Source organism: Chromobacterium sp. HL1 (assembly GCF_057418835.1).
On sequence record NZ_CP162399.1, the window covers coordinates 4,177,767 to 4,199,421 of the forward strand.

The 21,655-nt window shown below is 64.5% G+C and carries 21 protein-coding genes; 8 read left to right on the top strand and 13 right to left on the bottom strand.

The annotated features are described in order from the left end of the window. Nucleotides 1–64: 64 nt before the first annotated feature. Nucleotides 65–838: an exodeoxyribonuclease III gene (gene xth, locus AB1Z25_RS19030; protein ID WP_107801970.1), complete on the bottom strand. Its 774-nt coding sequence runs from the start codon at nucleotides 836–838 to the stop codon at nucleotides 65–67. Between the two features lie 220 nt (nucleotides 839–1,058). Here xth and AB1Z25_RS19035 point away from each other — a divergent pair, with 220 nt between their 5' ends. Then, complete coding sequence (locus tag AB1Z25_RS19035; protein WP_158274345.1) at nucleotides 1,059–1,235, top strand: hypothetical protein; 177 nt, start codon at nucleotides 1,059–1,061, stop codon at nucleotides 1,233–1,235. Between the two features lie 210 nt (nucleotides 1,236–1,445). On the opposite strand, the gene AB1Z25_RS19040 is transcribed toward AB1Z25_RS19035, so the two are convergent. Continuing rightward, complete coding sequence (locus tag AB1Z25_RS19040) at nucleotides 1,446–3,479, bottom strand: M3 family metallopeptidase (RefSeq protein ID WP_107800674.1); 2,034 nt, start codon at nucleotides 3,477–3,479, stop codon at nucleotides 1,446–1,448. A gap of 59 nt (nucleotides 3,480–3,538) precedes the next feature. Here AB1Z25_RS19040 and AB1Z25_RS19045 point away from each other — a divergent pair, with 59 nt between their 5' ends. From AB1Z25_RS19045 to AB1Z25_RS19055, 3 genes are all read left to right on the top strand, one after another. Continuing rightward, nucleotides 3,539–4,084: a gamma carbonic anhydrase family protein gene (locus AB1Z25_RS19045; RefSeq protein ID WP_107800675.1), complete on the top strand. Its 546-nt coding sequence runs from the start codon at nucleotides 3,539–3,541 to the stop codon at nucleotides 4,082–4,084. Nucleotides 4,085–4,086: 2 nt separating this feature from the next. Next, entirely contained in the window at nucleotides 4,087–4,614 is a 528-nt protein-coding gene (locus tag AB1Z25_RS19050; RefSeq protein ID WP_486635915.1) for an RDD family protein, read from the top strand. A gap of 244 nt (nucleotides 4,615–4,858) precedes the next feature. After that, complete coding sequence (locus AB1Z25_RS19055; RefSeq protein ID WP_043589836.1) at nucleotides 4,859–5,326, top strand: DUF1842 domain-containing protein; 468 nt, start codon at nucleotides 4,859–4,861, stop codon at nucleotides 5,324–5,326. A 533-nt stretch (nucleotides 5,327–5,859) separates the two neighbouring features. On the opposite strand, the gene AB1Z25_RS19060 is transcribed toward AB1Z25_RS19055, so the two are convergent. Continuing rightward, the gene (locus AB1Z25_RS19060) at nucleotides 5,860–6,129 is read right to left on the bottom strand and encodes a hypothetical protein (RefSeq protein ID WP_486635916.1); all 270 of its coding nucleotides are present in this window, start codon (nucleotides 6,127–6,129) and stop codon (nucleotides 5,860–5,862) included. A gap of 324 nt (nucleotides 6,130–6,453) precedes the next feature. On the opposite strand from AB1Z25_RS19060, the gene AB1Z25_RS19065 reads away from it, so the two are divergent. Further along, nucleotides 6,454–6,861: a hypothetical protein gene (locus tag AB1Z25_RS19065; RefSeq protein WP_107800679.1), complete on the top strand. Its 408-nt coding sequence runs from the start codon at nucleotides 6,454–6,456 to the stop codon at nucleotides 6,859–6,861. A 743-nt stretch (nucleotides 6,862–7,604) separates the two neighbouring features. On the opposite strand, the gene AB1Z25_RS19070 is transcribed toward AB1Z25_RS19065, so the two are convergent. From AB1Z25_RS19070 to AB1Z25_RS19085, 4 genes are all read right to left on the bottom strand, one after another. After that, nucleotides 7,605–8,159 carry an REP-associated tyrosine transposase gene (locus AB1Z25_RS19070; protein ID WP_486635917.1) on the bottom strand — a complete coding sequence of 185 codons (555 nt, stop codon included), beginning with the start codon at nucleotides 8,157–8,159 and terminating at the stop codon, nucleotides 7,605–7,607. A 76-nt stretch (nucleotides 8,160–8,235) separates the two neighbouring features. Then, complete coding sequence (locus tag AB1Z25_RS19075; RefSeq protein WP_486635918.1) at nucleotides 8,236–11,046, bottom strand: ATP-binding protein; 2,811 nt, start codon at nucleotides 11,044–11,046, stop codon at nucleotides 8,236–8,238. Beyond that, on the bottom strand, nucleotides 11,046–11,810 hold the full coding sequence (locus AB1Z25_RS19080; RefSeq protein ID WP_486635919.1) for a hypothetical protein: 765 nt from the start codon (nucleotides 11,808–11,810) through the stop codon (nucleotides 11,046–11,048). The genes AB1Z25_RS19075 and AB1Z25_RS19080 overlap by 1 nt, the downstream gene beginning before the upstream one ends. Further along, complete coding sequence (locus tag AB1Z25_RS19085) at nucleotides 11,810–13,087, bottom strand: hypothetical protein (RefSeq protein WP_227105088.1); 1,278 nt, start codon at nucleotides 13,085–13,087, stop codon at nucleotides 11,810–11,812. The genes AB1Z25_RS19080 and AB1Z25_RS19085 overlap by 1 nt, the downstream gene beginning before the upstream one ends. Nucleotides 13,088–13,241: 154 nt before the next feature. Between AB1Z25_RS19085 and AB1Z25_RS19090 the strand changes: the two genes are divergently transcribed. Together AB1Z25_RS19090 and AB1Z25_RS19095 are read left to right on the top strand one after the other, a co-directional pair. Beyond that, nucleotides 13,242–14,369, top strand: a complete 1,128-nt coding sequence (locus tag AB1Z25_RS19090; protein ID WP_107800684.1) for a succinylglutamate desuccinylase/aspartoacylase family protein — start codon at nucleotides 13,242–13,244, stop codon at nucleotides 14,367–14,369. Between the two features lie 18 nt (nucleotides 14,370–14,387). After that, nucleotides 14,388–14,624, top strand: coding sequence for a putative hemolysin (locus AB1Z25_RS19095; protein ID WP_166453390.1), 237 nt, complete (start codon nucleotides 14,388–14,390; stop codon nucleotides 14,622–14,624). A 111-nt stretch (nucleotides 14,625–14,735) separates the two neighbouring features. Here the strand turns inward: AB1Z25_RS19095 and AB1Z25_RS19100 are convergent, their stop codons facing one another. From AB1Z25_RS19100 to AB1Z25_RS19120, 5 genes are all read right to left on the bottom strand, one after another. Next, on the bottom strand, nucleotides 14,736–15,503 hold the full coding sequence (locus AB1Z25_RS19100; RefSeq protein WP_107800686.1) for an ABC transporter ATP-binding protein: 768 nt from the start codon (nucleotides 15,501–15,503) through the stop codon (nucleotides 14,736–14,738). Nucleotides 15,504–15,519: 16 nt separating this feature from the next. Then, on the bottom strand, nucleotides 15,520–16,233 hold the full coding sequence (locus tag AB1Z25_RS19105) for an ABC transporter permease (protein WP_107800687.1): 714 nt from the start codon (nucleotides 16,231–16,233) through the stop codon (nucleotides 15,520–15,522). Further along, nucleotides 16,230–16,919, bottom strand: coding sequence for an ABC transporter permease (locus AB1Z25_RS19110; RefSeq protein ID WP_107800688.1), 690 nt, complete (start codon nucleotides 16,917–16,919; stop codon nucleotides 16,230–16,232). Before AB1Z25_RS19110 ends, AB1Z25_RS19105 begins: the two co-directional genes overlap by 4 nt. A 286-nt stretch (nucleotides 16,920–17,205) precedes the next feature. Continuing rightward, nucleotides 17,206–17,985: an ABC transporter substrate-binding protein gene (locus AB1Z25_RS19115; protein WP_107800689.1), complete on the bottom strand. Its 780-nt coding sequence runs from the start codon at nucleotides 17,983–17,985 to the stop codon at nucleotides 17,206–17,208. A gap of 541 nt (nucleotides 17,986–18,526) precedes the next feature. Next, nucleotides 18,527–18,973 carry a winged helix-turn-helix transcriptional regulator gene (locus AB1Z25_RS19120; RefSeq protein ID WP_227105092.1) on the bottom strand — a complete coding sequence of 149 codons (447 nt, stop codon included), beginning with the start codon at nucleotides 18,971–18,973 and terminating at the stop codon, nucleotides 18,527–18,529. Nucleotides 18,974–19,084: 111 nt separating this feature from the next. Here AB1Z25_RS19120 and AB1Z25_RS19125 point away from each other — a divergent pair, with 111 nt between their 5' ends. Next, on the top strand, nucleotides 19,085–20,308 hold the full coding sequence (locus tag AB1Z25_RS19125) for an MFS transporter (RefSeq protein ID WP_486635920.1): 1,224 nt from the start codon (nucleotides 19,085–19,087) through the stop codon (nucleotides 20,306–20,308). A 161-nt stretch (nucleotides 20,309–20,469) separates the two neighbouring features. Here AB1Z25_RS19125 and obgE read toward each other — a convergent pair whose 3' ends face one another. Further along, a complete protein-coding gene (gene obgE / locus AB1Z25_RS19130) occupies nucleotides 20,470–21,630 on the bottom strand; it encodes a GTPase ObgE (RefSeq protein WP_107800692.1) in 1,161 nt (386 codons plus the stop codon). Nucleotides 21,631–21,655 lie beyond the last annotated feature (25 nt).

Sequence of the window (21,655 nt, forward strand, 5' to 3'; positions counted from 1 at the left end):
GGCGATATTTTTGAGGCAAGCCAAGAAAGCTGGCGGATAGGCCGGCCGCGGCCGGCCTTTAGGCTCAATCGGCCAGGGTCAGCACCACCGGGGTGTGGTCGGACGGACGCTCCCATTTGCGCGGCGCCTTGTCGATCACGCATTCCAGCGCGCGCGGCTTCAAGGCGTCGCTGACCAGGATGTGGTCGATGCGCACGCCCTTGTTGCGACGGAACATCATCGCGCGGTAATCCCACCAGCTGTACTGCTTCTCCTCCTGATTGAACAGGCGGAAGCTGTCGCTCAGGCCCAGCGCGATCAGGCGGCGGAAGGATTCGCGTTCCGGCGTGCTGCACAACACTTGTTCGTGCCAGCTTTCCGGATCGTACACATCGCGGTCTTCCGGCGCGATATTGTAATCGCCCAACAGCAGCAACTGCGGGTGGCGTTGCAGCTCCGCGGCGACATAGCGCTCCAGATTGGCCAGCCACTCCAGCTTGTACGGATACTTGGGCGAATCCACCGCCTCGCCGTTGACGAAATAGCCGCAGATCACGCGGATGCCGTTCACCGTGGCGGCGATCACCCGGCGCTGCTCGTCGCCGTAATCGGGGATGCCGAGCACCACGTCTTCCAGCTCCAGCGGCGCGCGCACCAGAATGGCCACGCCGTTGTAGGTTTTCTGGCCGAACCAGGCCGCGCGGTAGCCGGCCGCTTCGATCTCGGCCAAGGGAAACACGTCCTGATCCATTTTCAGCTCTTGCAGGCAGAGCACGTCCACCGGGCTGTCCGACAGCCATTGGATCACCTGCGGCAGGCGGACCTTGAGGGAATTGACGTTCCAGGTGGCAAAACGCATCGGCGAGCTCTCCAAATGTTTTTCATGCAAAGGCCGACACCATAACCGCAGCGCGCGGCACTGCCAAGCTTTGGGCGGCGACAGTCGATGGCGTCGATTATTTGATGCTTGATTAAACAAAAGTGTTTAAACAAATAAACAACAGCCGGACGACGGGAATTTGCCAAGGCCCGGAACCCCGGCCTATGATCGAAAGCGTCGTCGTAACCGGAGCAAGTTCTTGACTATCAAGCACAAGCAGCACGACGCGCAACAGGCATTATGCCCGACGCGCAACCCCAACCGCCCTCGTCTGGCGCCGTTGACCCCGCCGTTCTCGATGCGGACCCCTACCTTCCAGCACCGCCACACCCTGCAGCCGCTGACGCCGCCCGCCAAACCAGAGCGGGACGACTGAATCTTTTTAGCCGCGCGATCCGCGGCAAAAAAAAGGCGCCTCCGTCTACACGGAGGCGCGCAATAGACACTATATCAATCTACCCTGATATGCGTCTGGCTCGCTTGCTGCTCTGGAGATAACCCACTGAGCAAAAAATTAGAGCCGCGGCGCTTCACAAGAGTTCCGACAAAGCCCGGAATATTTTTCCCTCAGCATAAAACGGCCGTTTCAAACTGTTTCCACCATGCCGGAATGGCGCAGCAAGGCGTCGATCTGCGGATCGCGGCCGCGGAAGGCGCGGAAGGATTCCAGCGCCGGACGGCTGCCGCCCACCGCCAGGATCTCGTCCCAGAAGCGCTTGCCGGTGTCCGCATTGGCGCCGCCGGCCTCCTCGAAGGCCGCGTAGGCGTCCGCGGACAGCACTTCCGCCCACTTGTAGCTGTAATAGCCGGCCGAATAGCCACCGGCGAAAATGTGGCTGAAGCTGTTGGGGAAGCGGTTGTAGGCCGGCGGGAAGTTCACCGCCACCTCGCCGCGCACCTCTTCCAACAGGGCCAGCCAATCGCCCTTGTCGGCGTCGAAAACGCTGTACAGCTGCAGGTCGAACAGCGCGAACTCCAGCTGGCGCACCGTGGCCATGCCGCTCTGGAAGTTCTTGGCCGCCAGCATCTTGTCGAACAGCTCGCGCGGCAAGGTCGCGCCGCTGTCCACATGGCGGGTCATGCCCTGCACCACGTCCCATTCCCAGGCGAAGTTCTCCAGGAACTGGCTGGGCAGCTCCACCGCGTCCCATTCCACGCCGTTGATGCCGGCCACGCCCAGTTCGTCGACGCGGGTCAGCATATGATGCAGGCCATGGCCGAACTCGTGGAACAAGGTGATCACTTCGTCGTGGGTGAACAGCGCCGGCTTGTCGCCCACCGGGCGGGTGAAGTTGCAGGTCAGATAGGCGATCGGGGTCTGCACCTGGCCGCTCTTGCGGCGGCGGCCGCGCGCGTCGTCCATCCAGGCGCCGGAGCGCTTGCCGTCGCGGGCGTACAGGTCGAAATAAAAGCTGCCGACCAGTTGGCCGTCCTTGTGGATGTCGAAGAAGCGCACGTCCTGATGCCAGACCGGCGCGCTGCTAGGCCGCACCTCAATGCCGAACAGCGTGGACACCACGCCGAACAGGCCGGGCAGCACCTTGCTTTCCGGGAAGTACTGCTTCACTTCTTGCTCGGAGAAGGCGTAGCGCGCCACGCGCAGCTTTTCCGCGGCGTAGGCCAGATCCCAGGCTTCCAGCTTGGCCAGGCCCAGTTCGGCGGCGGCGAAGGCCTCCAGTTCCTGGCGGTCCTTGACCGCGAACGGCTTGGCGCGCGCGGCCAGGTCGCGCAGGAAGGCGATCACCTGTTCCGGGCTTTCCGCCATCTTGGTGAACAAGGACAGTTCGGCGAAGTTGGCGAAGCCCAGCAGCTGGGCCTCTTCGCGCGCCAGTTTCAGCTTTTCGCGGATGATGGGGCTGTTGTCGCGTTCGGCCGGGCCGAACTCCGACGCGCGCTGCACATTGGCCTGGTACAGCTTTTCGCGCAGCGCGCGGTTGTCCGCGTACTGCAGCACCGGGAAGTAGAACGGGAATTGCAGCGTGATCTTGTAGCCGCTCTTGTCGTCGCCGGCCGCGGCGGCGGCGAACAGTTCCAGCGAATCCTCGGGCACGCCGGACAGCTCGGCCTTGTCCTCGATATACAGGCTGAAGGCGTCGGTGGCGTCCAGCACGTTCTGTTCGAACTTGGCGGACAGCTCCGCCAGCCGCGTCTGGATGGCGGCGAAGCGCTCTTTTTCCGCCTGCGGCAATTCCGCGCCGGACAGGCGGAAATCGCGCAGATCGTTGGATACGATCTTCTTGCGCGCCGCGCTGTAGCCGGCGTGCTCCGGGCTGGCCGCCAGCGCCTTGAAGCGGGCGAACAGCTCCAGGTTCTGGCCCATCTCGGTCCAGAACTCGGAAATTCTCGGGATATTGCTGTTGTAGGCCTCGCGCAGCTCCGGCGTGTTCACCACCGCGTTCAGATGGCCCACCACGCCCCAGGCGCGGCCCAGATGCTCGGTGGCGTCGGTCAGCGGATCGACAAAGCTTTCCCAGCTGGGCGCGCCCTGCTCCGCGGTCAGCCGCGCCACCGCGGCGCGCGCGGCGGACAGCAATTCGTCGATGGCGGGGGAAATGTGCTCCGGCTTGATCTCCGCGAAACGGGTCAGTCCGGAAAAGTCCAGCAAGGGGTTCTGGCTCATATTGGCATCCTGTGGGGGTATGATAGGAACTTTACCCGATTTCAGATGAGGACAGACCGATGAAAAGCAATATCCGCCCTTATGACGGGCATCAGCCGCAGATCCACGACAGCTGCTACATCGACCCGGCTGCCGTGGTCATCGGCGAAGTCTCGTTGGCGGAGGGCGCGTCGGTCTGGCCCTGTGCGGTGATACGCGGCGACGTCAACGCCATCAGCATAGGCGAGAACTCAAACATCCAGGACTTCGCCATGCTGCACGTCAGCCACAGAAGCGCAGCGGACCCCGTCGGCGCGCCGCTGGTGATAGGCCGCAACGTCACCATCGGCCACCACGTCACCCTGCACGGCTGCACCATAGGCGACGAAGTGCTGGTCGGCATCGGCAGCATCGTGCTGGACCGCGCGGTGATAGAACCGCGGGTGCTGATCGGGGCCGGCAGCCTGGTGCCGCCGGGCAAGCGGCTGGAGTCCGGCTATCTTTATCTGGGCAACCCGGTCAAGCAGGCGCGGCCGCTGACCGACAAAGAGCTGGCCTATTTCCAATACTCCGCCGAACACTATCTGCGCGTGGCGGCCAAGCACAAACCCAATCTGGAGGATTGAAGATGCAAGACGGCGCGGAAGAACTGGAATACGTCGGCTTCTGGCTGCGAGTGCTGGCCAGCCTGATCGACACCCTGCTGCTGTGCCTGGCCCTGGCGCCGGCGATCTGGCTGCTGGCCGGCGGCGGCGGCGAAACCCGCCGCGTGGCGGAAAGCGGCGACGGCTGGACGATGCAGGCCTTCATGATGCAAGGCGGCTTCGAGTTGAGCCCGCTGGCCGGCCTGATGGTCAACTGGGTCCTGCCGGCGGCGGCGGTGTTGGCTTTCTGGTGGTTCAAGAGCAGCACGCCGGGCAAAATGCTGCTGGGCGCTCGCATCGTGGACGCCAAAACCGGCGCGCCGATGACGCCGGGACAGGCGGCGCTGCGCTATCTCGGCTACTTCGTATCCTGCTTCCCCTTCTTGCTGGGCCTGATCTGGGTGGGCCTGGACGCGCGCAAACAGGGCTGGCACGACAAGATCGCCGGCACCGTGGTGGTGCGGGCCAAGCGCCTGGGCAAACAGCCTGTGCGCTTTGAGCAACAAGCCTGATTTTCCCTCGCGCCGCCGGCCCCGGCGGCGCGCTTTCCTGCCCCTCCCCTCCCTAAGCCCGCGCGCAAGCCCCATCTCCTCTTTATTTCCAACTGCCATTAAGTACGGCAGAAAATAAAATTAAAGGTTATATAACTACAGGGCAGCAGCGGTTACCGCCGCGGCTCGCACATCGCCATTGGGCCTGGGCGTCCCACCGGACGCTCCAACTTCTCTGATGTTATTGATCTCAAGGAGTCCAAACATGACTATCGATCGCGATCAAAAATCCGGCCTGTTCATCGTCAGCTACAACGTCAACAAACCCGGCCAGGCGGGCGGCCTGAACCTGCGGCTGGATCTGACCGTGTACACCCCGTCGCGCCATATCACCGGCCGCGCCACCATCACCCACGCCACGCTGCAGCCGCTGGTGTTCGAGCACCCGATCCAGGGCCGCTACGAAGAGCAGGGCCGCGATATCGAACTGCATCTGGTGGGCGCGCCGCGCCTGCACGAGCAGCACGCGCAAAACCAGGCCCACGCGGCCGGCCACGCGCTGCTGGAACAGTTCTTCTTCGACGGCCAACTGAAAGACGGCTGGCAAGCCGGCAACAACTCCAAGGCGCGCTACGCCTTCTTCCAGAACCAGCAATGGCACGAGCAGCTGGGTCAGGAAGTGCGCCTGGCGGATGAAATCAACAACGCGATCAAAGCGTTGAACCTGCGCTAAGCGCATGCGCCCGGTTCCGGGACCGGGCCATCCATCAGTACCCGAAGCCCGCCCCCAGGCGGGCTTTGGGCGTCTTGACGCGGACTCAGGGAAGAAGCGGCAAGCGGCAGCGCAGTCATGGCCGGGCCTCCTCAGAGTGCGGAGACGGCAAGGGGGACGGTAATAAGAAATGAGACAAATAGCGGATGAGCATGGGGCCTCCTTCTTCGAAAAGATCGGCCCGGCACCCGTTTCCACTCGGGTGGCGGGCAGGCGGCAGGGGTGGAAAACCGACAAGAAGGCAATCGGCAGGCGCTAGGCCTCCCTGCCACCCCCCGCCTTGCAGACGTGGAATGGCTCAGACGCGCGCATACAACGCGTCTGCCTTCTTAACAGCAATACGGGTTTCCACTCCCGGTGCTGCTATGGCGGCAGCACGGCAAGGATTGTTGCTTGCCTGTCCATCAGGGTCAAGGCCATGGCGATCAGCGTAAAAATAACACCCCGCCTGGGCGGGTGTTGGCCTGCAATGGACGAAGCTGCTCGGAAGTTCTCTACCTATCGCCCTCTTCCCGTCCATCCTCGACATCGTCCTGAGCCGGGAAGAACACATGCTTGAAGACGGCCAGCCGCACCGGGTCCAGCCGCCTTTCCGCGACGCTCAGCACCGCCTCGGGATCGAAGTCATCGCTGGCCTCGTAAACGAAAAACGGCTCCTCATCGTCAAGCTCGTACACCGCAATCCGCAAAACGCCGTTCGGGCGCAGTTCCAGCTTGAGTTGCGCCATGGGGATGGCACTGCTCACCAAATCGCGTTCTTCCATTTCAAACCCGCTTTCCCACAACGCTCATGCCTCCCTCTCAGCATAGGCCAGAGGCGGCGGGACGCCATCCGCCGTCCAAGCGCGACCCGCCGCGCAAACGCCTCATCAGCGCGTTCTCGCCGCCCGGCCTTAAGGACTGGCATGCGGCGCTTGCTGATAGCCTCGCGCTCGCCTATCTTCACAATCCAAATGGCATTTAAAGATGAAAGATAATTGCCATTTGTATAAATAGGCGACATTTAAGCGCCATTTCACGACGCTAACGCCTCGCCGGCAAGGCCGCTCGCTTGCCGACGGTTCTCAACCATCACCCAAAGGAGCGCCATGCATCCCCCACTCAACTTCCTGTTCCGCCGCGTCGCGGCCTTGCTCGCCGTCAGCGCGCTGTCGCTGACCGCCGGCGGAGCGCTGGCAGCCAATATCAGCGGCAGCCTGCCCAATTACAAGGACAGCGGCATCACCTTCAACTATGTGGAGCAAAAAAGCGGCGGCTCCGGCCCCGGCGCGCGCGGCATTCGCATTTACATCGCCGGCGGCCGCGACCAGAGCTACAAATTCAGCCCCAATCCCCACGACGATCCCTGGTACAACAAGAACCAGATCAAGTTCTACCGGCAAGCGGCCGAGGCGCTGGCGGACGCCTACCTAGCCAAGAAGCCGAACCCGGCCTTCCCGCGCTACGGCTTCAAGTCCACGATCAACGGCATCGAGTACAGCTACAACCAGCCGTGAGCGACGGCAATGCCCCCAGCTCATTAGCCTGTTTGAGATGACAAGCCATTGGTGGGTATCGCCTGCGGCTCCACCCACCCTACGCGCCGCTCGCCGTAGGGTGGGTGGAGCCGCAGGCGATACCCACGCGGAAACGCGCTCGACATCACCGGCCTGTTTGATTTCTGATCATTGGCGGGCATCGCCTACGGCTCTGCCCACCCTACGCGCCGCTCGCCCTAGGGTGGGTGGAGCGAAGCGATACCCACGCGGAAACGCGTTCGACATCACCGGCCTGTTTGATTGCTAATCATTGGCGGGTATCGCCTGCGGCTCCACCCACCCTACGCGCCTCTCGCCGTAGGGTGGGTAGAGCGAAGCAATACCCACGCGGAAACATGCTCGACGCCGCCAGCCTGTTTGATTGCGGATCATTGGCGGGCATCGCCTACGGCTCCGCCCACCCTACGCGCCGCTCGCCGTAGGGTGGGTGGAGCGAAGCGATACCCACGCGGAAACGCGCTCAACATCGCCGGCCTGTTTGATTGCTAATCATTGGCGGGCATCGCCTACGGCTCCGCCGACCCCACGCACCGCTCGCCGTAGGGTGGGTGGAGCGAAGCGATACCCACGCGGAAACGCGCTCGACATCGCCGGCCTGTTTGATTGCGGATCATTGGCGGGCATCGCCTGCGGCTCCTCCCTCCCTACGCGCCGCTCGTAGTGGCGAGGATGGAGCGCAACCGTACGGAAGCTGGGTCTATCTACTCACTCCTTGTGATCGAATCCCCCCGCTCCCCAAACTCGGTGCCCTCGCCATCTCCCCCGGCCCAATCTTCCGGCAACACGCCATGCCTCACGTAACGATGGAAGGAAGACCATGGCCAGTCCGCAAGTGCGGAGACGTAGCCATGTTTGAGCGGGTTGTTGTGGATGTAATCGATATGGCGGGCAAAGTCTTGCTCATCCCGCAAACGGTGCTCCCAATAACGCCGCTGCCAGACATGTCGCTCGCCCTTGCCACGGCGCGAAGCGGAGATTCGCTCTACCGCCGGCAATGATCGGGTAAACATGGTTTTGATCAAACGCCAACGCAGAGGGTAATCCACGTCAACAGCCGGTAGAGTCCACACCGTATGCAGGTGGTCGGGCATGATCACGATGGCCTCAACCCGGAAGGGATGGCGGCGCAAGGTGTAACGGAAAGCTTCACGCAGGGCCTCAACATGGTCGAGCAGCAAACGCTGTCGCCTATCAGCCAAGTTGACGGTGAAGAACCAGCTGCCGCCGGCGCTGCGGTCGCGTCGATAATTGGACATGGGCTCTCCTGACAGAGCTAGGGTCTGTCCATGCTAACAAGCAAAAGCCGCCCCTAGGGGCGGCTGCGCAGTCTGCTCAAGCCGGTTCGCCGCCGTCCGCGCGGCGGCGGGTTTGCAGAATGGGCGGCGCCCATTGCTCTCCCGGCCGCTTCTTGCGGGTGGCCAGCGTCAGCTCCGACGGCGCGAAGATATTGATGTTGTGGGTGTTGGGCGTGGTGATCAGGTACTGCGCCTCGGTGGCTTTGAGGAAGCCGGCGACGCGGTCGATGTTGAAGATGTCCAGGTGGGCGAACGGCTCGTCGATGAAGACGAAGCCGGACGGGTTGGACTCGTCCATCATCAGGCCGATCAGCAGGATCAGCGACTTCATCACCTGCTGGCCGCCGGAGGCTTCGCCGTCGTTCATGCCCATCAGGCCCTTCTGGTCGAAGTTGAACTTGAGCACCAGGCCGGCCTGGGCCAGCGCCGCGTCGTCGTTGGACAGCTGCGGCAGTTCCACTTCCACCTGGATGCCGGCCAGTTCGCCCAGGCGCTTGACGTTCTGACCGTAGACGCGGACGGTGGCGCGCAGCTTGCCCATATAGGCGGCGCGCGCTTCGTCGGTGAGTTCGCGCGAGCGGTCCACTTCGCTCTGACGGCGCTGCCGCTCGCGGTCCAGGCCGGTCAGGTCTTCCACCAGCTTGTCCTTCAGGGCCAACACGGCTTCGTCCTGCTCCCAGTCTCCGCTTTGCAGCCTCTCTTCCAAGTAATTGAGCTGGTGCTTGGCGTCGGCGGCGGTGTCGAACTCGCTTTCGAGCGCCGCGACGTTATCCGCCGCCAGCGCCGCATCGGGCAAGCGCTCCGCCCATTCGCGCAGCTCGGACAGCAGGCGGCGCACTTGGCGGCGCGCCTGCTCCACTTCCTGCTGTTTTTGGCGGAAGGCGGCCAGGCTGTCCTGTTCGCGCTGGCAGACGCGGTCGTGCGCCAGCCTTGCGTCGCTGTAGCGTTGGTCGGCGGCTTCCTTCTCCGCGCTGACCAGGCCCAGCGCCGCGCCCAGGCGGGCGATTTCGCTTTCCAGCCCCTGCTTGCGCGTTTCCAGCGCGGCGAACTCCTCGGCGCGGCTGTCCAGCTGGCGGATGGCGTCCATGCCGCCCAGGTATTCGGCCAGGCCGGCGGCTTCGCGCGTGGCGGCCACCAGCCGCTCTTCATCGGCCAGGATGCGGGTGTTCAGCGCTTTCAATGCCTCGCGCACCGCCAGCAGCCGCGATTGTCGGGCGGCTTCGCCGAAGGCGAACTCATGCGCCGGCACGCCGATGTGGCGCGCGCCGCGGCGTTCGCGGAAATAGCCGTCGCGGGTGATCCAGTCGCCGCTGACGTCGGCGCCCTGCTCGGCGTCGTCGACGCGGCTGACGCTGTTCAATTGCCGATACAGCCATTCCGGCGCGTCGGCGGAGAAGCGCACCACTTCCATCAGGCTGCCGGCGTTGGCGCGCGGCGGGCTGCTGCGCTCCGGCACCACGAAGTGGCGGTAGCGCAGTTTCTCGCCGATGCGCCAGGCTTCGCGGCGGTCGGATTCGCGCTCCAGCAGCACCACGTGGCGATAGCCGCGCAACAGCGCTTCCACCGCCGCCTGCCAGTTGGGGTCCAGCACTTCCACGATGTCGGACAACATCAGGTGGCCGATGCCGGCCTCGTCCAGCGCGGCCTTGAACTGGCGCACGTCTTCCGGCGCGCGGCCGCGGCCTATCTCCAGCGCCTCCAGGTGCTGGGAGCTGTCCTGGCGCTGCTTTTTCAGTTCGCGCAGGCCGTCTTTCAATTGCTCGGCTTCGCCGCGCAAGGCGGAGAGCTTGTCGGCCAGTTGGGCGGCGTCGGCGCCGTATTCCTTGCTGGCCAAGGCTTGCAGCCGGTCCCGTTCCTTGAGCTGGCCGGCCACGCCGGCGTGTTCGCCCTTGGCCGCCATAAAGGCTTCCTGCGCGCCGACACGGGCGGTTTCGGCCGCCTTGCGCGAGGCGTCGGCAGCCACTTCCGCCGCCTTGAGCTTGGCCACCAGTTGCAGGGTGTCGGCGTGCTCGCCCTGGGCCTGGTTCAGCGTGTGGAAGTTGCCGCGGTAGTTTTTCCAGACATTGCCGAGCGCGGACTTGGCGTCCAGATAGGCCAGCACCGGCAGCGCCTCGTCGCGCAGCCGGGCGATGCCGGTTTGCAACTGCCGCCATTCCAGATAGCGGTTGGCGCGGGTCTTCATGGTTTCCACCCGCGTCTGCAGCGCTTCTTCCTGACGGCTCAGCGATTCCAGCTCCAGCTCGGTGGCGCGCTGCTCGTCGCGGGCGCGCTGGTAGTTGTCCAGCACGTCCTTGTCGCCGAAGACCTGGAACACCAGGTCCAGCAGCTGGCGCGGGCTGTATTCGGTGAGCTTGTCGGTATCGCCCTGTTCCAGCGCCAGCACTTCGGCCACCGCCGGGGTCAGGCCGGCCATTTCCAGCCGGCGGCGGTATTCCTGCACGCCCATCCATTGGGCCTGGCCTTCGGCCAGCTCCAGCGGCACGTCGTCGTCCAGGATGGCGTAGTGGCGCACCCAGTCCCCGCCCTGTTTCTTGACCCGGCACAGCAGGGTGACGGCGTCCGCGACGATGGGGAAGAAGGGCGTCGGATACAGGCCGCCGCTGGGGCGGCGCGGATTGTCCACCACGCCGCGCAGATAGGCGAAGGGTTCCTTATTGTTGCGAACGTAGCGCTTGTAATCGCGCTTGCCCGAGCATTTGATCGCCAGCAGGGTGCGCATCGCGTCCAGCAAGGTGGTCTTGCCGGAGCCGTTGGGGCCGATGATGGTGACGATCTGCGCGTCCAGCGGCACGGTCAGCCGCTGCCAGAAGTCCCAGTGCACCATTTCCACCGATTTCATCTGGAACATCAGCGCGTCTCCTCGTGGGCCGCGTCCTCGTCCGGCGGCAGGTCAAACAACGGGCCGGCGGAGTCGTCCGCCTCCGCGGCGGCGTCCAGGCCGTCCTCGGCCGCTTCCGCGCGCTTGTCGGCCAGCGCGTCGCGGCCTTCACGGCGCAGCAGCACGTCGGCCAGCGCGCCCTCGATGATGCGCGGCGCCAGCTGGGCGTAGTCGATCATCAGGTCCAGCATCGGCCCTTCGTCCAGCCAGCGGTTGCGGCGCACGATGAAGCCCAGGTTGACCAGGCGGCCCAGGTTGGCGTTGAAGCGGGTGCGGCCGCCCAGCGCCTTGCCGAAGTCCGCGTAGAGCGCGTCCTCGGACACGCCGGTGGACACGGCGTCGCCGGTTTCCAGCGGCTTTTGCGCGCCGAACATATCGCTCTGATTTTCCTTGCCGGCTTCCACGCGGGCGATCTGGCGCTCGCGCTTGGGCAGGATGATCAGCGACCACAGAATGACCAGCAGCGCCACGCCGTCGCGCGGCAGGCCCAGATTATTGTTGAGCCAGGCGTCGCCGGAGCCGAACACCGGCTCGGTCATTTCCGGCAGCAGCGCCACGGCCACGTGCTCGGCGTAGGGGTTCTCCACCAGGCGCAGGCCGACGGCGGCCAGGCTCTTGTCCAATTCCAGGCGGAAGCTGTCGTCCAGCAGCGCCTTCTTCGCCAGCGCGTCGCCGCGCGGCACCACCCGGTGCGCCAACAGACGGGCGGTCAGGGTTTTGATTTCTGTTTCCATTAAGAACCTTTTTGGGCCGCGGCCACCAGTCGCGCGTCGGACAGCGACGCCACTTCCGGGTGGTCCGGCTCGATCACGCTCTCGCCGCCTTGCAGACTGAACGGCAGCTTGGCCAGCGCGGCGACAATGCTTTGGTCGTTGCTGGTTTCCGGATCCCCGATCAGGGACAGCAGCGACAGCCGATAGGCGGTTTCGTTGTAGCTGTCGGCCAGCACCGCCTGGCTGATGTGGGCGTCGGCCGCGCCGGACATGCCCAGTTCCAGCAAGGCGTCGTACATGGCCTCGGCCTCCAGCAGGCGCTCCATTTCCGGCGCGTCGGCCAGCGGCGCGGCTTCTCCGCCCGGCAGCGTCATGGAGCCGGCCTTGGCGCGCTCGCGCGCTAGCAGTTCGAATTCGGCCACGTCGGCCAGCTCCGGCGTGGACAGGAAGGCGGGCTCGGGGGCGATGGACAGACAGGCGTCCAGCTTGTGCGCCAGCTGGCCGGCCGCCATGCGGCGCAGCCAGTCGGCGATGTCGGTGGAGGTCAGGCCGGAGCCGCCCAGATGCACGCGCTGCGCGGCCAGTTGCGCCAGCCGGCGCTCAAACGTGCCGGCCAGGGCCAGCATGCGGCTTTGCGCCAGCGCGATGGCCTGGGCCTGGTTGAGCACCAGCAGGCTCAGCGTGTCGTCCTGGGTCAGGCTCTTGACCACCTCGGTGGATTTGGCCACCCAGCGCCATACCGCCTCCAGGCGGTGCTGGGCGGCGCGGATGCGGAACTCCGACTGCGATTCCAGCGCTTCTTCAAATTCCGCGTACAGCTCGTTCAGGCGCGCCAGCAGGTGTTTGAGCGCTTCGTCGGAAACCTGGCCCACCGCCTGGCCGGCGGCCACCTGGCTGGTCAGATAGCCCAGCTCCACGTCGTCGCCGGCGAAATCCACCATGGTGGCCAGCGCCGCCAGCGCGACGCGCGCGCCCTCGGACAACTGGTAAACGCCGCCGTCGCTGTCGTAGACCAGCAGGCCGCCCTCGCGCAGCCGGCCCAGGATGGTGGCCAGCTTGGTGTCGTTCAGATAGGCGAAACGCTGGGCGATTTCCTGCGGCGTCCATAGCGGCGCTTCGGCGCGGCCGCCCAGTTCCCGCAACACCAGCAGCCGCATCAGCACTTCTTCGTCGCCGCCGCGGAACAGGGTGACGAAGACGGCGAGATAAGGCCAGGCGCCGGTCAGGCGCGACACCGCCTGCAAGGAGGCGGGCTCGATGCCGGGCTGGAAGAAGTCGGAGAGAGAATCCAAAGGCACTCCACCACGCGCGCGGGCGTGGAATGGCAAAAGCCATGATTGTCCGGGGGGCATGCTCGTTCGTCAACGCATGTCCGCTCGGCGGCCCTATCTTGCCCGGGCCGGTTTGGCATAAGATTCGACGACAGAGCCGCACACCGCAAGAGGAGAACCCATGTACACCCACCGCCAGCCCTTGCTGTCGCCCAGCCTGGGCAGCCAGCGCGACCTGACCAGCTTCCATTTCGGCGTGCCGCAAAGCGGCCAGAAAATCTATATCCAGGCCAGCCTGCACGCCGACGAGCTGCCCGGCATGCTGACCGCCTGGCATTTGAAGCAAGGCTTGCAGCGGCTGGACGCCGCCGGCCTGCTGCGCGGCGAGGTGATCCTGGTGCCGGTGGCCAACCCCATAGGCCTGAACCAGAACCAGAGCGAGAAGCCGCTGGGGCGTTTCGACCTGCAAAGCGGTCAGAACTTCAACCGCTATTACCCGGTGCTGTCCGAGCCCATTTTCGAGGCGGTGAAAGCGCAGTTGGGCCGCGACGGCAAGGCCAACACCGCCTTGATCCGCGCGGAGGCGCGCCAGCAATTGGGCGCGCTGCGCGCCGACAGCGAGCTGCAATCGCTGCGCCACACGCTGATGAAGCTGGCTTTCGACGCCGACGTGGTGCTGGACCTGCATTGCGACTGCCGCGCCGGCCTGCACCTGTACACCGGCACCCCGCTGTGGGAACAGTGCGAGCCGCTGTCGCGCTACCTGGGCGCTTGCGCCACCTTGCTGGCCACCGATTCCGGCGACCATCCCTTCGACGAAGCCTGCGGCCAGCTGTGGTGGCAGCTGCGCGACCTGGCGGCGGCCGAGGGCCTGGACGTCCAGATCGACATGGCCTGCCTGGCGGTGACGGTGGAACTGCGCGGCGAAATCGACGTCCATCACGATTACGCGCGCCGGGACGCGGAAGGCATCCTCAACTTCCTGCGCCACCGCGGCGTGATCGCCGAAGCCGCGCCGCCGCAGCCGGAACTGCCCTTCCCGGCCACCCCGCTGGCCGGCTCGGAAAACCTGTACGCACCGCACGCCGGCGTGGTGGTGTATCACGCCCAACCGGGCAGCGAGGTGGCCAGCGGCGAACTGCTGGCCGAGGTGATAGACCCGATAGGCGACCGCTGCAGCGAGATCCGCGCCAACCGCCCCGGCATGTTGTACGCCACCAGCGCCCGCACCTACACCACCACCGGCCTGTCGCTGGCCAAGGTGGCCAGCCGCGAGGCCTTCAAATCCGGCAAGCTGTTGTCGGCCTGATACTGAAAGGAAAACCGCATGAGAATCTTGATATGCGCCGCCGCGCTCTTGGGCCTGAGCGCCTGCAGCCAGACCAAGCCGCCGGAGCGCCCCGCAGTGGGCATGGCCAATCCGGCCTCCGTGTATTGCGGGGAAAAGGGCGGCAAGCTGTTGCCGCAAAAAGACGCCCAGGGCAATGAGTACGCGCTGTGCCAGCTGCCGGACGGCCGCACGGTGGAGGAATGGACGCTGTTCCGCGCCGATCATCCCCAATAAACCGGCTTATCCACAGCCAACGGCCAAACTCAAACTTATCCACAAAAACCCAACCCGCCGGCCATCGCGCGCCGGCGGGTTTGCTCTTTCTTCAGCGGGGCCGGGCTAGGCTTACTTCAGACTGCCCGACAGGAAGGCCTTCAAGCGCTCGCTCTTGGTGTTGCCGAACACCTCGTCCGGGCAGCCCTCCTCCTCCACCCGTCCCTGGTGCAGGAACATCACGTGATTGGACACATTGCGGGCAAAGCCCATCTCGTGGGTGACCACGATCATGGTGCGGCCTTCCTCGGCCAAGGCCTGCATCACTTTCAGCACCTCGCCCACCAGCTCCGGGTCCAGCGCCGAGGTGGGTTCGTCGAACAGCATCACTTCCGGCTCCATCGCCAGCGCGCGCGCAATCGCCACCCGCTGTTGCTGACCGCCGGACAGATGCGCCGGGTACTTGTCCTGCGCGCGCTCGTCCAGGCCCACTTTGCGCAGGTATTTGACCGCGCGCTGGGTGGCCTCCTCCTTGGAAATCCCCAGCACGTGCACCGGCGCCTCGATGACGTTTTCCAGCACCGTCATGTGCGCCCACAGATTGAAGTGCTGGAACACCATGGCCAGCTTGGTGCGCATGCCCTGCAATTGCTTCTGGTCCGCCGGCGTCAGTTCGCCGTTCTTGGTGGCGGCCAGGCGGATGGGCTCGCCATTGAGGCTGATGCTGCCCTGGTTCGGTTTTTCCAGGAAGTTGATGCAACGCAGAAAGGTGCTTTTGCCGGAGCCGGATGAGCCGATGATGCTGATCACGTCGCCGGCCTTGGCGGTCAGCGAAACGCCCTTGAGCACTTCGTGGCTGCCGTAGCTCTTGTAGATGTTCTGGATATTCAGCTTGTCCATCTTCATAGTCCGTTTCTCAGGTTTTCGCCGGCTGCAAATAAGCCAGCCATCTGGTCTCGGCCTTGCGGAACAGGCCCACCAGGATGAAGGTGACGCCCAGATAGATCAAGGCGGCCAGGCCGAAGGCGTTGAAGGAGTCATAGGTGGCGGCGTTGACGTCGCGCGCCACTTTCAGAATGTCCGGCACGGTGGCGGTGAAGGCCACGGTGGTGGCGTGCAGCATCAGGATCACTTCATTGCTGTACGCCGGCAGCGCGCGGCGCAGCGCGGACGGAATGATCACTCTTCGGTAAAGAGTGAACTTGCTCATGCCGTAGGCGCGCCCGGCCTCGATTTCGCCGTAAGGGGTGGCCTTGATCGCGCCGGCGAAGATCTCGGTGGTGTAAGCGCAGGTGTTGAGCGCAAACGCCAGGATGGTGCAGTTATAGCCTTCCCGGAAGAAGTGGTTGAGGAAGCCCACTTCCCGCACCACGTCCAGGCTGTACATGCCGGTGTAGAAGAACAGCAGCTGCACGTAGAGCGGCGTGCCGCGGAACACATAGGTGTAAAACCAGACGCTGCGCGCCAGCCATTTGACCTTGGACACCCGCGCCACCGCCAGCGGGATGGACACGATGAAGCCAAAGGCGATGGACAGCACCAGCAGCCACATGGTGACGGCGAGGCCGGACAAATGGTAGCCGTCCGACCACAGGAAGGGACGCCAGTATTGCTGAATGATGTCTATCATAGCTCGGCCTCCCGCACGCCCATGGAATAACGGCGTTCCAGCCACATCAACACGAAGTTGGACACCGTGGTGAGCAGCAGATAGATCGCCCCGGCCACCAGGGTGAAGAAGAACACTTTGTAAGTGCTCTTGCCGGCGTCTATCGACACTTTGACCACGTCGGTCAGGCCGATGATGGACACCAGGGCGGTGGCTTTCAGCATCACCTGCCAGTTATTGGAAATGCCCGGCAGCGCGAAACGCATCATCTGCGGGAACTGGACGCGGGAAAACACCTGCCAATGGCTCATGCCGTAAGCGGTGCCGGCTTCCAGCTGGCCCTTGGGCACGGAGATGAAGGCGCCGCGCAGCGTTTCGGTGAAATAAGCGCCGTAGATGAAGCCCAGGGTCACCACGCCGGACACGAAGGGATTGAGGTCAATCCGCTCCATGCCCTGCCATTCGGTCAGATGATTGATGCCGATCTGCAGGCTGTAAAAAATCAGCAGCATCAGCACCAGATCCGGCACGCCGCGAATCAGCGTGGTGTACAAGGTGGACACGCCGCTCAGCAAGGGATTGCTGGACAGCTTGGCCCCGGCCCCGATGAGGCCGATGAGGAAGGCCAGCAACAATGACAACACCGCCAACTCCAGCGTCACCAGCGTGCCGTCCCAGATAATGGAACCGAATCCATGCAAAAACATGCTCTTCCCCTTTCAGGGCGGCGGCGCGCGCCGAACCGGCCCTGACTTGCGCAAAAGACGAGCCGCCGACAAAACGGATGGCCCACTCCGGCCACGGAGGCGCTGCGGGTTCCAATGCAGCGGTTTTGTCGGCGGCTTGCGGCTTAGAACATGTTTACGATCCGCGGCGCGTCGTGGACGCCTTAGGCGATGAGGACTCTGGCTCGCAAGATCGTAAACACACTCTTAGAGCCCGTTCGAAGCCTGCCGCGCGGCGGCCTTGCATGCTTGAACGGGCCCTTGCCGTTTACTTGCCGTAAACGTCGAAGTTGAAGTATTTCTTTTCAAGCTTCTTGTAGGTGCCGTCTTTGAGCATGCCGGCGATGGCCTTGTCGATATCGGCCTTCAGTTCCTTGTCTTCCTTGCGCAAGCCGATGGCGGCGCCTTCGCCCAGGGTCTGCGGGTCAACCAGCTCTTTGCCGGCAAAGGCGAAGCCCTTGCCTTCCGGCTTCTTCAGGAAGCCTTCGTCCGCCTGCACCGCGTCTTGCAACGAGGCGTCCAGACGGCCGGCCCCCAGGTCGGACAGCACTTGGGTCTGGTTCTGATAAGGCACCACTTCCACGCCGGCCGGCGCCCAGTGTTTCTTGGCGTAGGCTTCCTGGATGGTGCCTTGCTCCACGCCCACGCGCTTGCCCTTCAGCGAAGCCGGAGTCGGCATCAGGCCGGAACCGGTCTTGGCCACCATGCGGGTAGGCGTGTTGAACAATTTGGCGGAGAAGCTGATTTCCTTCATCCGGGCTTCGGTCACCGACATCGAGGACAGCACGCCGTCGAACTTCTTGGCTTTCAAAGCCGGGATCATGCCGTCGAAATCGTTTTCCACCCACACGCACTTGGCTTTCAGGCGCTTACAGATTTCATTGCCCAGATCGATGTCGAAGCCCACCAGCTGGCCGTTGGGCGCCTTGGATTCAAACGGCGCGTAACTGGCGTCCACCCCGAAGCGGACTTCCTTCCAATCCTTGGCCCATGCGCCGATAGACGCGGTCATCAGACCCAAAGCCATCACAGCCAATGCTTTCTTCATTTGCTTCTCCTCATAGACTTCATCTACAGCCAACGGTGAAAATCCCGAGCCGACAGCCGGGCATATGCATTTCACAAGTTAAAGCGCACGGGGCTTTTCGCCCTCTGATCCGGCATCGCCCCCGTGGGGGCTGAGCGCTTCATGTTATATAAATAGAGCAATTTGTCTATACCGTCTCCGCCGCCCGCCGCCCACGCCGCTCTTATCTAAGCTTACGTCATGCTGTCATGGAAAATTAATGACTTGGTATTTCAGCGCCAGGGCGAATTTGCGGCTTGTTGAGGACAAAATACAACATCCAGACACCCACTCAAGTAACGCTTGGTATCGGAATGGGTGTACCTGCAAGTGAAAAAGTCTTCATGTGAACAAGCCGCTTCCTCCCGCCGAAGGGGCTGTTCAAATGGCAGACAAGGACAAGGCGGACCGGGAAGAACGCGGGAAGGGTAATGGGCCGCAGCCCTGAAGAATGCGGGAAGGGACAAGCGCCGGCCCAGCGCATGGCTGCACCGCGGCTCCGTCTTTGTCTCGGCCGATCGGCTCAGGCCAGCTTGCGCACCTCGGTGGCCTCGGGCGCCAGTTCGACGCCGTCCGCGTCCCTGGGCGACATCAAGGGCACGGGCTGGCCGGTCCGCTTGTCTATCAACAGCGAATGGCCTTCGCCCGCCTCGAACAAATGCCCTTCGCCCCACTGGCGCAAGGCCAGCACCACCGCGAACAGGCTTTCCCCCTTGGCCGTCAACACATACTCCTGGTAAGCGGAGCCGTCCGAGGCCGCCTGGGTGGCGAGCACCTCGGCGTCCACCAGCTTGCGCAGCCGGTCGGACAGGATGTTGCGGGCCATGCCCAGGCCGCGCTGGAAATCGCCGAAGCGGCGCACGCCGTCGAAGGCGTCGCGCACGATCAACAAGGACCAGCGATCCCCGATCACGTCGACGCTGCGCGCCACCGGACATGGCTCCTGATTCATGGTGTTGTGGCGCGTCATGGGCTCTCCTTGGGTTCTGCGGCGGCGGGATCAATCAGTTGCATTTTAAAACTACCTGCCCTAGCATTCAATCGGTTTCACTTTGCAACCAGATTGAACGGACTCGGAACCATGAACGCCAGGCACGCCCCATCGCCACTCTTGAAACACAAGCCAGCAAACACGCCCGCCGGCCTGGTATGGCTGTTCGCCGTCGCCAGCGGCCTGAGCGTGGCCAACGTCTATTACGCTCAACCCCTGCTGGACGCGCTGGCTCGGGATTTCGCCATCCGCCAGGCGGCGGTGGGCGGCGTGATCACCGCCACCCAGATAGGCTGCGCGCTGGCCCTGCTGCTGCTGGTGCCGCTGGGCGATCTGCTGGAACGCCGCCGCCTGATGGCGGCGCAACTGCTGGCGCTGGCCGCCGCGCTGACGGCGGTGGCCATGGCGCGCTCCACCCCGGCGCTGCTGGCCGGCATGCTCGCGGTCGGACTGCTGGGCACGGCGATGACGCAGGGGCTGATCGCCTACGCGGCCAGCGCCGCCGCGCCGCATGAGCAAGGGCGCGTCGTCGGCGCGGCGCAAAGCGGCGTCTTCATCGGCCTGCTGCTGGCGCGGGCGTTCTCCGGCGCCGTCAGCGACCTGGCCGGCTGGCGCGGCGTCTACCTCGCCGCCGCCGGGCTGATGCTGGCGATTGCGCTGCCGCTGTGGCGACGCTTGCCGCCGCTCCCCGCCGCCGCGAACGCGATGCGCTACCCGGCGCTGCTGGCCTCCATGCTGGACTTGCTGCGACGGGAAAAAACGCTGCAAGCGCGCGGCATGCTGGCGCTGCTGATGTTCGCCGCCTTCAACGTCTTCTGGAGCGCGCTGGCGCTGCCTTTGAGCGCGCCGCCCCACGGCTACTCCCGCACCGCCATCGGCGCCTTCGGCCTGGCGGGCGCGATAGGCGCGCTGGCCGCCGCCCGCGCCGGACGCTGGGCCGACGGCGGACATGGCCAGCGCACCAGCGCGGCGGCGCTGGCTTTATTGCTGCTGGCCTGGTGGCCGCTGTCGCTGATGCGGCAATCGCTAGGCGCGCTGCTGATCGGCATCGTGCTGCTGGACCTGGGCGGCCAGGCGCTGCACGTCACCAACCAGAGCCTGATTTTCCGCGCCCGGCCAGCAGCCCATAGCCGGCTGGTGGGCCTTTACATGCTGTTCTACGCCGTTGGCAGCGGGCTGGGCGCCATCGGCGCAACGGCGGCCTACGCCCATGCCGGCTGGCAAGCCGTATGCTTGCTGGGCGCCGCCGTCAGCCTGCTGGCCCTGCTGTTCTGGTGGGCGACGCGCGGCGTCACCCCCGCGGCGGCGGACTGAAATGAAAAAGGCCAGTCGCGAGACTGGCCTTCTTGCTTGCCGTGGATGCCGGCGCCTGGATGAAAGAACCCACCCAAAGTCTAGCGGGCTAGAACGAGACAAGGCGAAAACGCACTCACCGCGTCACATCCCTCGACGCCCAGCAGATCGTAAACAGGCGCTTATTCTTCCGTCGTGTCCTGATGCATCGCCGCATCCGGAGTAATCATGGTCTGACGCGCGGCGGCGGCTTGCTGCTGCGCCTCTTCCACCTGCTTGCGCTGCTCCGCGCGCACCACGTCCAGATAGGACATGATGGCGAAAGTCAGCTCGCGGGTGCCTTCGTGGTTCAGCGCGGAAATGCTGAACACGCGCGGCGCCTTGAGATCGAAGCCGAAACGGTCGTCCGGCTGCTCTTCCGGCCAGCCATAGGCTTTAAGGAAGGCGGACACCGTCAGCTCGCGCTCGTCCGGCGGCAGCATATCCACCTTGTTCAACACCAGCCAGCGCGGCTTGCCGTGCAGTTCGTCGTCGTACTTCTTCAGTTCCTCGACGATGGCGCGCGCCTCGCGCACCGGATCCACGTCGGGATCGAACGGCGCCACGTCCACCACGTGCAGCAACAAGCCGGTGCGCTGCAAATGCTTGAGGAAGCGGTGGCCCAGGCCGGCGCCTTCCGCCGCGCCTTCGATCAGGCCGGGAATGTCGGCGATCACGAAGCTGCGGGTATCGTCCATGCGCACCACGCCCAGATTGGGGTGCAGCGTGGTGAACGGATAATCCGCCACCTTGGGACGCGCCGCCGACACCGCGCGGATGAAGGTGGACTTGCCGGCGTTGGGCATGCCCAGCAGGCCCACGTCGGCCAGCACTTTCAGCTCCAGCTTCAGCGTGCGCTGCTCGCCCTGCTCGCCCGGCGTGCACTGACGCGGCGCGCGGTTGGTGGAGGATTTGAAATGGATGTTGCCCAGGCCGCCCTTGCCGCCGCGCGCAATCATGATGCGCTGGCCGTGATGGGTCAGGTCCGCCACCAGCTCGCCGGTGTCATGGTCGGTGATCACCGTGCCCACCGGCATTTTCAGGTCGATGTCGTCGCCGCCCTTGCCGTAGCAATCAGCGCCGCGGCCGCGCTCGCCGTGTTCGGCCAGGTATTTCTTGACGAAGCGGAACTCCACCAGGGTGTTGACGTTCTCGTCCGCCACCGCGTACACGCTGCCGCCCTTGCCGCCGTCGCCGCCGTCCGGGCCGCCGAAGGGCACGAACTTCTCGCGACGGAAACTGGCCACGCCGTTGCCGCCGCGTCCCGCGAATACTTCAATGCGGGCTTCATCGATAAATTTCATGTTTTCAACCTCTGTCTTGCGAGGA

Excerpts from the sequence above, each read along its gene's own strand:
- AB1Z25_RS19105 (WP_107800687.1), bottom strand. The coding sequence starts at position 16,233 with ATGATAGACATCATTCAGCAATACTGGCGTCCCTTCCTGTGGTCGGAC.
- AB1Z25_RS19055 (WP_043589836.1), top strand. The coding sequence starts at position 4,859 with ATGACTATCGATCGCGATCAAAAATCCGGCCTGTTCATCGTCAGCTAC.
- AB1Z25_RS19115 (WP_107800689.1), bottom strand. The coding sequence starts at position 17,985 with ATGAAGAAAGCATTGGCTGTGATGGCTTTGGGTCTGATGACCGCGTCT.
- AB1Z25_RS19095 (WP_166453390.1), top strand. The coding sequence starts at position 14,388 with ATGAGAATCTTGATATGCGCCGCCGCGCTCTTGGGCCTGAGCGCCTGC.
- obgE (WP_107800692.1), bottom strand. The coding sequence starts at position 21,630 with ATGAAATTTATCGATGAAGCCCGCATTGAAGTATTCGCGGGACGCGGC.
- AB1Z25_RS19080 (WP_486635919.1), bottom strand. The coding sequence starts at position 11,810 with ATGGAAACAGAAATCAAAACCCTGACCGCCCGTCTGTTGGCGCACCGG.
- AB1Z25_RS19070 (WP_486635917.1), bottom strand. The coding sequence starts at position 8,159 with ATGTCCAATTATCGACGCGACCGCAGCGCCGGCGGCAGCTGGTTCTTC.
- AB1Z25_RS19050 (WP_486635915.1), top strand. The coding sequence starts at position 4,087 with ATGCAAGACGGCGCGGAAGAACTGGAATACGTCGGCTTCTGGCTGCGA.
- AB1Z25_RS19100 (WP_107800686.1), bottom strand. The coding sequence starts at position 15,503 with ATGGACAAGCTGAATATCCAGAACATCTACAAGAGCTACGGCAGCCAC.
- AB1Z25_RS19110 (WP_107800688.1), bottom strand. The coding sequence starts at position 16,919 with ATGTTTTTGCATGGATTCGGTTCCATTATCTGGGACGGCACGCTGGTG.
- AB1Z25_RS19065 (WP_107800679.1), top strand. The coding sequence starts at position 6,454 with ATGCATCCCCCACTCAACTTCCTGTTCCGCCGCGTCGCGGCCTTGCTC.
- AB1Z25_RS19040 (WP_107800674.1), bottom strand. The coding sequence starts at position 3,479 with ATGAGCCAGAACCCCTTGCTGGACTTTTCCGGACTGACCCGTTTCGCG.
- xth (WP_107801970.1), bottom strand. The coding sequence starts at position 838 with ATGCGTTTTGCCACCTGGAACGTCAATTCCCTCAAGGTCCGCCTGCCG.
- AB1Z25_RS19060 (WP_486635916.1), bottom strand. The coding sequence starts at position 6,129 with ATGGAAGAACGCGATTTGGTGAGCAGTGCCATCCCCATGGCGCAACTC.
- AB1Z25_RS19090 (WP_107800684.1), top strand. The coding sequence starts at position 13,242 with ATGTACACCCACCGCCAGCCCTTGCTGTCGCCCAGCCTGGGCAGCCAG.
- AB1Z25_RS19125 (WP_486635920.1), top strand. The coding sequence starts at position 19,085 with ATGAACGCCAGGCACGCCCCATCGCCACTCTTGAAACACAAGCCAGCA.
- AB1Z25_RS19045 (WP_107800675.1), top strand. The coding sequence starts at position 3,539 with ATGAAAAGCAATATCCGCCCTTATGACGGGCATCAGCCGCAGATCCAC.
- AB1Z25_RS19075 (WP_486635918.1), bottom strand. The coding sequence starts at position 11,046 with ATGTTCCAGATGAAATCGGTGGAAATGGTGCACTGGGACTTCTGGCAG.
- AB1Z25_RS19120 (WP_227105092.1), bottom strand. The coding sequence starts at position 18,973 with ATGACGCGCCACAACACCATGAATCAGGAGCCATGTCCGGTGGCGCGC.